The organism is Vibrio sp. R15-SG3-ISO1B, from assembly GCF_059833835.1.
This window is the reverse complement of the sequence record NZ_JCBDGG010000007.1, coordinates 41444-53469: the sequence shown is the minus strand read 5'-3', so window position 1 is coordinate 53469 and position 12026 is coordinate 41444. Positions and strand designations below refer to the sequence as shown.

General features: G+C 50.2%; 13 protein-coding genes. 1 reads left to right on the top strand and 12 read right to left on the bottom strand.

What is annotated here, in order from left to right; translation table 11 throughout:
- Positions 1-25: 25 nt before the first annotated feature.
- Positions 26-502 carry a tRNA (uridine(34)/cytosine(34)/5-carboxymethylaminomethyluridine(34)-2'-O)-methyltransferase TrmL gene (gene trmL, locus AC6R0S_RS02525; protein ID WP_500625723.1) on the top strand — a complete coding sequence of 159 codons (477 nt, stop codon included), beginning with the start codon at positions 26-28 and terminating at the stop codon, positions 500-502.
- A gap of 86 nt (positions 503-588) precedes the next feature.
- On the opposite strand, the gene trpS is transcribed toward trmL, so the two are convergent.
- The 12 genes from trpS to pilM form a co-directional block, all read right to left on the bottom strand.
- Positions 589-1626 (bottom strand): tryptophan--tRNA ligase, encoded by a 1038-nt coding sequence (gene trpS, locus AC6R0S_RS02520; RefSeq protein WP_500637145.1) that lies wholly within the window; start codon positions 1624-1626, stop codon positions 589-591.
- Between the two features lie 119 nt (positions 1627-1745).
- Positions 1746-2426 carry a phosphoglycolate phosphatase gene (locus AC6R0S_RS02515; protein ID WP_500631020.1) on the bottom strand — a complete coding sequence of 227 codons (681 nt, stop codon included), beginning with the start codon at positions 2424-2426 and terminating at the stop codon, positions 1746-1748.
- 108 nt (positions 2427-2534) lie between these two features.
- Complete coding sequence (rpe, locus tag AC6R0S_RS02510; protein ID WP_487902589.1) at positions 2535-3209, bottom strand: ribulose-phosphate 3-epimerase; 675 nt, start codon at positions 3207-3209, stop codon at positions 2535-2537.
- Positions 3210-3282: 73 nt separating this feature from the next.
- Positions 3283-4110, bottom strand: coding sequence for a Dam family site-specific DNA-(adenine-N6)-methyltransferase (locus tag AC6R0S_RS02505; protein WP_334555646.1), 828 nt, complete (start codon positions 4108-4110; stop codon positions 3283-3285).
- Between the two features lie 108 nt (positions 4111-4218).
- Positions 4219-5700, bottom strand: coding sequence for an SPOR domain-containing protein (locus tag AC6R0S_RS02500; RefSeq protein WP_500633098.1), 1482 nt, complete (start codon positions 5698-5700; stop codon positions 4219-4221).
- 61 nt (positions 5701-5761) lie between these two features.
- The gene (aroB, locus tag AC6R0S_RS02495) at positions 5762-6850 is read right to left on the bottom strand and encodes a 3-dehydroquinate synthase (RefSeq protein ID WP_500637144.1); all 1089 of its coding nucleotides are present in this window, start codon (positions 6848-6850) and stop codon (positions 5762-5764) included.
- Between the two features lie 32 nt (positions 6851-6882).
- Complete coding sequence (aroK, locus tag AC6R0S_RS02490; protein ID WP_334555649.1) at positions 6883-7401, bottom strand: shikimate kinase AroK; 519 nt, start codon at positions 7399-7401, stop codon at positions 6883-6885.
- Positions 7402-7587: 186 nt separating this feature from the next.
- Positions 7588-9252: a type IV pilus secretin PilQ gene (locus tag AC6R0S_RS02485; protein ID WP_500633097.1), complete on the bottom strand. Its 1665-nt coding sequence runs from the start codon at positions 9250-9252 to the stop codon at positions 7588-7590.
- A 77-nt stretch (positions 9253-9329) separates the two neighbouring features.
- Positions 9330-9866 carry a pilus assembly protein PilP gene (locus AC6R0S_RS02480; RefSeq protein ID WP_500633096.1) on the bottom strand — a complete coding sequence of 179 codons (537 nt, stop codon included), beginning with the start codon at positions 9864-9866 and terminating at the stop codon, positions 9330-9332.
- The gene (locus AC6R0S_RS02475; RefSeq protein ID WP_334555651.1) at positions 9856-10446 is read right to left on the bottom strand and encodes a type IV pilus inner membrane component PilO; all 591 of its coding nucleotides are present in this window, start codon (positions 10444-10446) and stop codon (positions 9856-9858) included. Before AC6R0S_RS02475 ends, AC6R0S_RS02480 begins: the two co-directional genes overlap by 11 nt.
- Positions 10446-11021, bottom strand: coding sequence for a PilN domain-containing protein (locus AC6R0S_RS02470; RefSeq protein WP_500637143.1), 576 nt, complete (start codon positions 11019-11021; stop codon positions 10446-10448). The genes AC6R0S_RS02475 and AC6R0S_RS02470 overlap by 1 nt, the downstream gene beginning before the upstream one ends.
- The gene (gene pilM / locus AC6R0S_RS02465) at positions 11011-12021 is read right to left on the bottom strand and encodes a type IV pilus assembly protein PilM (RefSeq protein WP_500637142.1); all 1011 of its coding nucleotides are present in this window, start codon (positions 12019-12021) and stop codon (positions 11011-11013) included. The genes AC6R0S_RS02470 and pilM overlap by 11 nt, the downstream gene beginning before the upstream one ends.
- Positions 12022-12026 lie beyond the last annotated feature (5 nt).

The window sequence follows — 12026 nt, the reverse complement described above, 5'->3', positions numbered from 1 at the left end:
TTATCAGAAAAAAGTAACCAAAACCATGTTTGATATTGCCCTATTTGAACCCGAAATCGCCCCGAATACGGGCAACATTATTCGCTTGTGCGCAAACTGTGGCGCTAACCTGCACTTAATTGAGCCATTAGGATTTGATTTAGAAGAGAAAAAAGTGCGCCGCGCCGGTTTGGACTACCATGATCTCGCGCGCGTCACTCGTCACAAAGACTACTCGGCATTTCTCGAATATCTGCAAAAAGAACGCAGCGAATACCGCATTTTTGCTTGCACAACCAAAACCACAGGCCACCATGTAGACGCCCAATTCCAACCAGGCGATGTGTTGCTGTTTGGACCGGAAACTCGTGGCCTGCCAGCTGAATTGATCGAAAGCATGCCGATGGAGCAGCGTATTCGCATTCCTATGATGCCAGACGCACGCAGCTTAAATTTGTCCAATGCGGTTGCGATCATCGCTTTTGAAGCGTGGCGACAAATGGGCTTTGAAGGGGCACAGTAGGCGTCAGTTCCTAGAAGTGAGTGCCTAGTTCCTAGAATTCGACCTCTAGGAACTAGGAACTAGGAACTAGTAACTAAAATCCTCACCTACGGACGAGCAACGAAACCTACCGCTTCATACGCTTTCTTCAGCGTCTCAGCGGCACGAGCAGACGCTTTCTCCGCACCTTGCTTCATCACTTGATCCATATAAGCACGATCGGCACGAATACGGTGGTATTCCGCTTGAATCGGCTCAAGCATCGCCACCACTGCTTCACCCACGTCTTTCTTAAATGGGCCGTACATTTCTACGCCTTGGTACTTAGCTTCAATATTTGCAAAGCTCATACCTGTCGCCGCCGAGTAGAGGCCCATTAGGTTTGAAATGCCCGCTTTGTTGTCCCAATCGTGGGCGATACGTGGTGGCGTTTCTGTATCGGTTTGCGCCTTGTTGATCTTTTTAAGAATCGACTTCGGCTCTTCCAACAGCGTAATCACGTTCTTGCGGTTATCATCCGACTTCGACATCTTCTTGGTCGCATCCTGAAGGCTCATCACACGCGCATTCACAGTTGGAATGTACGGCTCTGGCACTTCAAAGATTGGCTGCTCAGGCGAGTAGATGTTGTTAAAGCGGTTGGCGATATCACGCGCCAGCTCAAGATGCTGCTTCTGGTCACTGCCGACCGGAACTTGATGCGCGCCGTAAAGCAGAATGTCGGCTGCCATCAACACAGGGTAATCGAACAGACCAACGTTGACATCGCCAAACTGGCTAGAGGTGTCTTTCGAGTAGCGCGCTGATTTGTCTTTAAACTGAGTCATTCGGCCCAGTTCACCCATTTGGGTGTAACAGTTAAGAAGCCAACCAAGTTGAGCATGTTCCGGTACGTGGGACTGGACAAATAACGTGCTCTTCTTCGGATCAACGCCCACTGCGAGACAAATTGCCAATGCGTCTAGAGTTGCTTCATGCAGTGCTTTCGGGTCTTGACGCACTGTGATGGCATGAAGGTCAACCACACAATATTGGCAATCATAATCGTCTTGCATCTGCTGCCATTGACGTAGAGCACCCAAGTAGTTACCGATACTTAGTTCACCTGACGGTTGAACACCACTCAATACGATGGGTTTGCTCATTAGAATGATTCCTTTGACTTCTTAATCTTAATAAATGAAAAAACCGCGCCCAGCCTGACGCCGACACGGTTTATCCAGTGTACTCATTAACGAGTATTTTGGAAGCGATTTCGTTGCGCTTAAGCGCAAACCGCGACCACTTCGAGTAAATCAGCGATGGTATCGGCGACGTAGTCCGGCTGTGAGTCGGAAATCGGTTCGCCGTGGTTGTAGCCGTAGGTCAAACCAAACGAGTAACACCCTGCGTTCTTCGCCGCAAGAATGTCGTTTTTCGAGTCGCCGACCATCAGCATCTGTTTTGCACCGCAGTGGTGCTTTTCAAGCAGCCAGTTGAGCGCCATCGGGTTGGGTTTCTTTTCTGGGAAGGTATCACCGCCGATGATGTCACTGAAGTAATGATCAATACCATGCTGTGCGAGCACATCAGGCACGAACTTACTCGGCTTGTTTGTCACCAATGCTAGGGTGAAACCTTGCTCATGCAACGCCGCTAACGTCTCTTTTACTTGAGGGTAAAGATGGCTCAACTTGTGTCCACCTTGGGCGTAAAAGTCATCAAAGAGGTGACGAGCTTTGACTAACAGCGCAGGATCAAGATCGGGGTCAAGCGTTAAGCTGCGAGATAAGGTGCGGCCAATCAACACATCGGCACCGTTACCGACGTAATCACGCACCTCTTCTTCCGCCACCGGCGCATAACCGAGCGCTTCGACAGCAGCGGAGGCGGCAACCGCGAGATCCGGCACACTGTCGAGCAAGGTGCCATCAAGATCGAACGCGATCAATTTAATATCATTCATGAATCTTCCTAATGGTTGAGCGGCGACTTTTTTAGTCACTCTTAGGGCGGGCATGATTGACCCGACAGGTCACTTTATATGGGCAAACAGCCGAATTGGATTACTGAGTTATGACTTCACTTTGGCCAGCTCAGCGCGCATCTCATCGATTACGGCTTTGTAATCCGGCTGATTGAAAATGGCGGAACCGGCGACAAACATATCCGCGCCCGCTTCTGCGATTTCACGAATGTTATCCACCTTCACTCCACCATCAATTTCTAAACGAATGTCACGGCCTGATTTATCAATCATAGCGCGAACGGCACGCAGTTTATCTAGCGTGTGAGGAATGAACGATTGACCACCAAACCCAGGGTTTACTGACATCAATAGGATCAGATCGACTTTATCCATAATGTACTCAAGGTGAGCCAGTGGCGTTGCAGGATTGAGCACCACACCCGCCTGACAACCATGCTCTTTGATCAGTTGCAGTGTGCGGTCTACGTGTTCAGAGGCTTCGATATGGAAAGTGATCATTGATGCCCCCGCCTTCGCAAAGTCCGGGATGATACGATCCACGGGCTTTACCATCAAGTGCACATCAATAGGGGCGGTGATGCCATAGTCACGCAGCGCTTGGCAAATAGGTGCGCCAAACGTCAGGTTAGGTACGTAGTGGTTGTCCATCACATCAAAGTGAACCACATCGGCACCGGCGGCGAGCACCTTTTCGACGTCCTCACCAAGGCGAGCAAAATCGGCCGACAAAATGGATGGAGCAATAAGAAAATCTTTCATACCTGACCTCTGTTAGGTTGCGCTGAATAATCGTTGCGCAATTCTACCTAAGCTGGCGGTAGGAATACAGTGGCTATTTGCTTTCACCTGGTTGGAATAGTGCGAGCAGCTCATCGACTTTATTGCGCCCTGCACCATTGCGGCTGATGGTCCGTTTAACCTTGACCACGTTCAACTGCGCGCCATGATACAGGCGTCTGGTGAGCGTTGTGTCATGGTTAGAAATCAGCACGGAGATACCACGCTCTTTGGCCGCACGCTCAGCGACATCAGCCAAGGCGGCTTGATCATCGAGTGAAAAGCCATTGCCCGCGTAAGAGGTAAAGTTGGCGGTCGTCGACAGCGGCGCATAAGGCGGATCGCAATACACCACACTGCCCTTGCGCGCGCGTTTGAACGTCTCGGCGTAGCCCTCACAGACAAAGGTGGCCTTCTTGGCTTTCGCGGCAAAAAACTCCAACTCAGCTTCTGGGAAGTAAGGCTTTTTGTACGAACCAAACGGTACATTGAAGCCGCCTTTTTTGTTGTAACGACACAGGCCGTTAAAACCGAAACGGTTCATATACAAAAATGCAAGAGAGCGATAGAAGGTGTCATCACTTTGGTTAAACTCGGCGCGGATCGCCAAATAGGCTTCTTTGCGATTGTTCTCTGGGGTAAACCAGCGCTTCGCCTCAGGGATGTAGCTCTCAGGGTTGTCTTTGAGCAGATTGTAGAGATTGATGAGATCAGGGTTGATGTCTGCCAGCAGGTACTGCTCATAATCCGTATTAAGAAACACAGAACCAGCACCAACGAACGGTTCAACCAACTTACGACCTTCAGGCAGGTAGCGTTGGATATCTTCGACCAGACCGTATTTTCCACCTGCCCACTTGAGGAAGGCTCGCTGCTTCTTCATCTACTGCTCTATTTATCAACCACAAAATAAGGGGCGGAATGTATCATATTTACCGCCCCGACCAAAGCACTTGCCTACGCAACTGCGAATGACGCGAACAAATCGTCGTTATTCGACTCTCTCCAACTCGCTCTGCACCTGACCGAGCGATTTTGCCCATGGGTCAAGCTGTTGCAACGCCTCAGGAAGCGTCTGCACCGCATCTCGCGCCAGTTGAATGGTAGGGTAGTTTTGGTAAGTGACAATAAACCACTCCACCCCGCTTCTGACCGTAGGGTAAATGAAGACTTGATTGGCCAATTGGTGTGTATCAATAAAGCGCTGCACCTCTTCTAAGCTGTTCACTGCCGCCAGCTGCAAGGTGTAGCTGCGTGGCGAAAAGCTTTTCAATTCATCTTTAGTGAAGGAGAAACGGATCACCACCTCTGGCTCTGGCTGCGTGTCTACTTGCGGTGCGCTCTCTTGTTCAGCTTGGGGGGCAGACTCGGGAATCGATGCTTCCACCACCTCATCAATCGGCGTCGTATCGGCCTGTTCTGGTTTACCTTCAAGCAAAGCATCCACCACTTCAGAAGTAATGACCACACGCTGATGGGTATCATCAGGATTGCCGACACTCGACACTTCACTGGTCACGCTTGGTGGCAAGGACGCAGAGTCATCCTCGGCATTGGTCAGAGAGGGGTCGGTCACCGGCTCAGGCTCGACGGTCTTCGCTTCACTCGTTTGCGTGTCTGGAGCGGGCGTTTCGGGCAGAGTTGGAATGACCGTTTGCTCCAAGTTTTGACTGATTTGCTGGGCTTTCTCATCTGGGGTGGGCTGATTAATTAACCACCAGTAACCACCGCCGATCAGCAATAACAGGACAATAATCACCAACGCCATATTCAACGGTGATGCGACAATCGAGCGGATAATGATCCTTTTTTCCACTTTCTGTTCCCCTAGCGCCATAATTTTACCGGGCCGACGCGCGACACTGCGGTATGCATTTCTCACTCGTTTTTCCATGTCGTCTTCGACATATCGAATCACGAGGTGCTCAAAAAATCGTTCCGCTTCGTGCTCAGACAGCGGCTCGATATCAAAATCTATTGGTTTATGCTCTTGGCCGTAACTCAATCGCGTTAACAAGGGCTCAAGGCTATTGGATGCCGCAAAGAGCACCACATTAACGTTCCACTGCGGGCGCTCTTGCGCCTCAAGGACTAACATCCACAGTTCTGAAATGAACGACTCACTCAGCAAGTGCGCGTCGTCGATGGCGATCAACACGTCACAGCGCTCCCCCTCCATTAAGCGAATAAAGGATTCAGACAAGGCGTCTGCAGGGTTAAACAGAGGTTCAGAAAAAAGCTGAGAGAGGACGGTAAGGCGTCGTTGAGATTCGTCCTGATTGGGGTGACACAAAAGCAGAGATTGGTTTTTGTCTGGCGACCACGCCTCTAAAAATCGCTGCGCAAGCCAAGTTTTGCCCGCACCACTTTCGCCACCAATGGTGACGAGGTTGGATCCAAAGTTAGTCAGCAGTTGCAGGCGTTCCAGCAACTCAGTTTGAGAGTCTAACTCCAAAACACGCGGGGAGCTCATTGCATCATCCTAAGACGTAGAGTGCGCAGCGACCTAAGCCACTGCGCCACAGTTCAATCAATTACAGCGTGCGCCCATAGTCGATTGCGTCTCGTAACACGGACTCTGGGACACCTTTCACCACATCGGCACTGCCAATGCTGGTCGGTAGAACCAATCTCAATTCACCAGAAAGCACTTTCTTATCGCGCATCATGTGTTTGATAAAGTCATCAAATGACATGCTGTCCGGTGTGTGGATTGGCAGCTTAGCTCCTTTTAGTATAGAGACAATTCTCTCCACTTGCTGCTCATCAATAAGCCCTTGAAGCTGAGCGGTTTTTGCAGCCATCACGGTACCCGAAGAGACCGCTTCACCGTGGAGCCAATTACCATACCCTAACTCAGCCTCAATCGCATGACCAAATGTATGACCTAGATTCAACAACGCGCGAATTCCAGATTCTTTCTCATCTTGCGCCACCACTTCCGCTTTGATTTGGCAGCAACGCGCAATGGCGTAAGTGAGTGCTTGTTGATCTAACGCGTACAGCGCATCGAGGTTCTCTTCCAACCAGACAAAGAAATCGTGATCGTAGATGATGCCGTATTTGATCACTTCCGCCATACCCGCGGCAAACTCTCGCTCGGGCAAGGATGCCAAACAGTCGGTGTCAATGATCACCGCTTTAGGCTGGTAGAATGCGCCGATCATGTTCTTGCCAAGCTTGTGGTTAACGGCGGTTTTTCCGCCCACCGATGAGTCGACTTGAGAAAGCAAGGTCGTCGGGATCTGAATGAAATCCACCCCGCGCTGATAACAGGCCGCCACAAAGCCAACCAAATCACCGATCACCCCGCCGCCGAGGGCAATGAGCACCACATCGCGCGCAGTGTTGCCTTCCAGTAGGTAGGTCATGACGGTGTTGAATGTCTCTAGCGATTTGTATTGTTCGCCATCAGGCAGTGCCAACACTGACGCGTCGCAATCGAGCTCGGCCAGTTGGGCTAGAAGAGTCTCAGCATAAAGAGGTTCAACGGTGACATTCGTAATCACCACGACTTTTTGCTTAGCTTTAAGAAGGGAAAGTTGGGCCGGATCGCGAAACAATCCGGCACCAATCGAAATGGGATAGCTACGTTCGCCTAAGCTGACCGTAATCCGTTCCATGGGAATCTCCAAATGCGAATAAAGAGTGGCTGTTAACCTTCTTCTAGCATTTTTACGATCTGGTTGGCTACCACTTTTGCACTTTGATCGTCAGTACGGACCGTGTAATCCGCAATTTCTTCATAAAGTGGGTTACGTTCCGCAGCCAAAGCTTCAAGAACTTCACGTGGTTTGTCCGTTTGAAGCAGCGGACGTTTTTTGTCACGGTTTGTACGGGCAAGCTGTTTTTCGATCGTTGTTTCTAGGTAAACAACAATGCCACGTGCAGAGAGACGATTACGGTTTTCTTTGCTCTTAATTGAGCCACCACCGGTTGCCAGAACAATACCTTGTTCTTGAGTTAGGTCTTCGATCACTTTTTCTTCGCGCGCTCGGAAACCGTCTTCACCTTCAACGTCAAATACCCATGCGATATCTGCGCCAGTGCGCTCTTCAATTTCAGTGTCAGAATCAACAAACTCCATATGAAGTTGTTGAGCGAGATGACGACCAATGGTGCTTTTGCCGGCGCCCATTGGGCCAACAAGGAAAATATTGCGTTTTTCAGCCATGTTTAGCAGTAATTTACAACGTTAATTCAATGACATCGCCACAAGAGAGGCCAGTATAAAACTTGCCAAGAAAGTGCTTGTGGCACCGATTCCTCACAGATAATTCGTGATAAGACCCGAAATTATCTAGATCTGGTGCCACTAATGCAAACTATTTTTACTTAAGCTTAATAATAACGCCTCATCTTATTGCAAGACGACCTTAGGCGTGACAAAGATCAGCAGCTCACTTTTGCCCATTTTCTGGTAACTTCGCTTAAATAGCGCCCCAAGTAGGGGTAAATCCCCCAATAACGGCACCTTATCGACAGAATCCGTCACACTATGTTGAAAAATGCCGCCCAGCACGACCGTTTCGCCGTTCTCCACCAGCACTTGTGTACCGATGCGCTGCGTATCGATCGCCACTGCCTCACCCGTGCCGGTTTTCACCACTTGACCCGGTCTATCTTGCGTGACACTCAAATCTAACACCAAGCGGTTGTCTGGCGTGATTTGTGGTGTGACTTTCAAACTTAGTACCGCCTTTTTGAAGGTCACACTGGTGGCGCCACTCGAAGAGGACTCCAGATAGGGAATTTCCGTTCCTTGCTCGATATAGGCGGGCTTTTTATTGGTGGTGATCAAACGAGGGCTAGAGATCACCTCCGCTTTGGATTCACTCTGCATGGCAGACAACTCCAAATCGAGCAGCGTCCCTGAGCCCAGTTTGGCGACCTGAAACGCGATTGACGAGGCATTCGCCGCCGTTGCCCCTAAGTTGACGTTCAAAAAGTCATCCACGGGTAGCGTATCTTGGTCAAGCAAGCCGCGCTGGTACAGGTTGCTCTCAATACTTCCACCCACGGTATTGTTGCCATTAGTTGAGGTAAAGCCCCAACGCACGCCAAGCTCATCCAGGTTACCCTCGTTAACAGTCACAATCCGCGCTTCAATTTGCACTTGCTTGACGGGCACATCGAGCGATTCCACTATTTCTCGCACCACATCGATATTCTCTTTTAAATCACGGATCAGTAAGGCGTTAGTTCGCTCATCAATACTGAGTGAACCTCGCTCTGAGAGCATGCTCATTGCACTCTCGCCGCCAATCATATCGGCAATGTCCGACGCTTTGGCAAACTTCACTTTGATGATCTCCGAGCTAAGTTCACCAAGCTCCGCCTCTAAGCGCGCTTTTTCTAGCGCCTCTTTTTCCCGCAGATCTAACTCGGCTTTAGGCGCCACCAGCACGACATTGCCATCCACACGCTTATCGAGCCCTTTAACTTGTAAGATGATGTCGAGCACCTGCTGCCAAGGTACACCATCAAGACGCAGCGTTAAGTTGCCTTTGACGGAGTCGGACACCACCAAGTTGAACTGGTTGTAATCGGCAATGAGCTGCAAAACGTTGCGCACCGGAATATCTTGGAAGTTAATCGAAATGGTTTTGCCTTCCTTTTCCATAATATTGACCGGTTTTGCCGCCTCCTCTTTGCTCACTTTTTTGACTAAGACCTCAAGGTAACTGCCATTGAGGCTGTAGTCGTAGCTGTACTCACCCTCGATATCGGCAATCAATAGCGTGCTTGGCTGTTTGCGAAACACTTCGATTGACTTCACCTGGGTGGAAAAGTCTTTGACATCGAGTACATACAGCTTGTCATCGGGCACCTGGGTATTGAGCAGTTCAATGCTCAACCCCTCTTGCGCTTTTTGTAAATCCACCGCGACCTTAGGGCTTTGCAACTGCACAATGATTTTGGCGTGCTGCTGTTTATCCACTCGAAAGTCGATGTCCACCAGACGGTTGGGTTCATTGCTCGTCGCCAATACGGCGCTACTAAATACAAGCAACCATAAGGCCATTAAGCCACAGGTAAACCGCGTGTGTTTTCTTGGGGGGAGGAATCCTTTCACCATGATTTCATCTCAATTATTAACATCTATTTAAGCGCCAGTTTGACGTTGCGGGTATTCCAGCAACCTAAGCCATCTGGCAAAGTCTCATTTATCGTTAGGTAACTTTGGGTTACTTTGGTTATTTTTCCGTTGTTGACGCCAATGTATTGTCCGCGCGTCGCTTTAATCACTTCGCCCGTCGGCACCTGAATCAGCGCAGAAATCGCGCCTTGACTGCTCATCACACCGGTCAAACGCAGTTTGCTAAGGGGGTAGCGCTCTAAACGACCACTTTTGCGCCGAGGCTCGGGCTGCCAACAATCCACCTTGGCGACGGGTTGGTTCATCACAATGGCCACTTTAGGCAGGACAAAAGGCTCTCTCAGATCGTGCGCTTGATAGGCACTGGCCTTGAACTCAAGTACCGGTGCCAGCGAGGCCACTTGATGACGCGCGCTTGACTCGATCTGCTGACGAAATTGATCCAACGGCGCTTGATTGGCTTTACATCCGGCGAGTAACAAAGCGCAGCCCATCAGCGCTCCCCATGTCGAGCATGAGAGACGGCGGTTATTGTTCATCTTTCACCTCCGGTTTAAATTGGTAGGTGTAGGCGCGCACACGAAAGTGCAGCGTACTGCTCTCTTGGCTGACCCGCTGCCAATCGACATCGTCAAAATTGATGATGCGCGGTAGCTGCGCGATCGCCTGTGAGAACTGGCCAATATTGTGGTAATCGCCCGTCAGTTCGATATTGAGCGGCAAGCGGTAGAGAAACTCTTTATTTTGCTTTTCACCCCAATCGATGCGAGTAAAGGTGAGTGAGTGCTTCAACCCTTGCTCATTGACGGCAGCCAACATGCTCGCCAGCTCTTTCTGTACCGGCAGTTGGCGTGATAAATAGTCGTAGCGCTGTGAAAGCTCATCCAACTGCGCTTTTAACTGCGGCAGCGCCGCCACTTTGTTCGCCTTGATGGTGGCCGTGGTTTTGAGCACTTGCTCCTTGTCGATTTGCCGTTGCAACTGCTCGTTACTCGGTTTCAAGTAAAACCAGTACCCCACTCCCTGCAGCAACAAAATCAAGACTGCAATGACGCCCAATTGCGGCAACAACGGCCATTCGGGTAACTCTTCAAAATCCAAATCGGTGTAACTGGCCATCACTGCGCTCCTTGTCGATTCGCATCATCTTGATTGAGCAGAGAAAACGAGACGTGAAAGGTCTGAAACTGTTTACCAAAACGTTGTTTGCCCAGCACAATCGAGTGCATTTCCACGTTACTGAGCTGAGAAGACTTTTCTAAATTGTCGAGCATGGTCGCCAGTCTCGAGGTGGTATCACTGATGCCTGACACCTCTAGTTGCTGACCATTCATCTTGATCTTGTCGACATACACACCTTGCGGGATCATCGCAGGGATGAGGTTCATGAAATCGGTGGTTTTATTGCGCTGCAGTTGCAACTCCTCAACCACCGAAAGTCGGGTCAATAACGCTGAGTGCTCTTTTTCCACTTGCTTTAGGTTGTCAATTTGCTTGTCGAGGCTCGCAATGTAGCGATTGAGGTAATCCAACCTCTGCTGCTGCAACCCTTTTTGATAGTCGAAATACGCCCCCGCGCCCCATTGGACACCGCCAGCGAGCAGAACGCCGAGCACAACAAGCGAGAAAAATCGGCGTCGATGACGCGCCTTGAGCGCCTCTCGCCAAGGCAACAAATTGAGGCTATGCAGCATGGCGATTCTCCATCCACTGAAGGCCTCTTAGTGCCAGCCCCGCGGCGGTGGCAAAGGCAAAGCCCGGCTTCTTGTTGCCTTTGCTCGCCCCTTGAACTTTGCTCGCGCCTTGAAATAGCGCCAAAGGATCGAGCGATTCAAACTTGAGCTGTAAACGGTTTACCACCGCATCTTGCAACAGCACCTGCAATTGAGGGTCGCACGCCGCACCACCGGTAAGCCAGACGCCCTCAATCTCCCGATTGCTCATCGACGAGACCAGTTGAATGTGGCGCTGCAACTTATCCATTACCTCTCGGACAAAACGTTGCTCACCGCTTTCAAGGGACTCGCTCGGGTGATTAATCACACTTTGTGTGCCAACAGGGAACTCTTTGCACAAGGGCGGCTTGTCCCATACATCAATGCACACTGAGGCTTGAGTAAAACCGACATCGAGCAGCAGCCAGTTTTTGCGCTGCTGGATACGCGCAGCCTCATGCCATATTTGCGTCAAACCGTAGGCTTGCACATCAAGTAGCACAGGCTCAAAGCCAGCTTTGCTGGTGGCGTCAACACGGCTATCGACTAACTCTTTGCGAGTCGCAAACACTTGGTAACTGGCGGTGGCGTGGCGCTGCGCTTGCGGGTCTATCGCAACAAAGTCTAAATTCAGCTCTTCGACTGGAAATGGCGATTGATGAGAAAAGGCCTGAAAGATGGCGAACTCTCTTTCAGAACCGGAAAGTTCGCTATCTATTTGTAATACCTTGCTAATTACGGCGTTGTCGGGCACACACAAAGCGGCCTTGCGACTAAATAGTGGCAACCCCTTTCTTAGTTCTTTGAGTTTCTTTACAATTTTCTGATAATTGAGCAGGTGATTATCAGAGAATATGTCCGCCTCAATGGGGATCTCGTGATAACCCACCAAGGCGAATGTGTCTTTAACAGGCTTGAGCACCACGGCTTTAATGCTGTAACGGCCGATGTCTATGCCTGTAACCAATGTTCTACCCATACCGC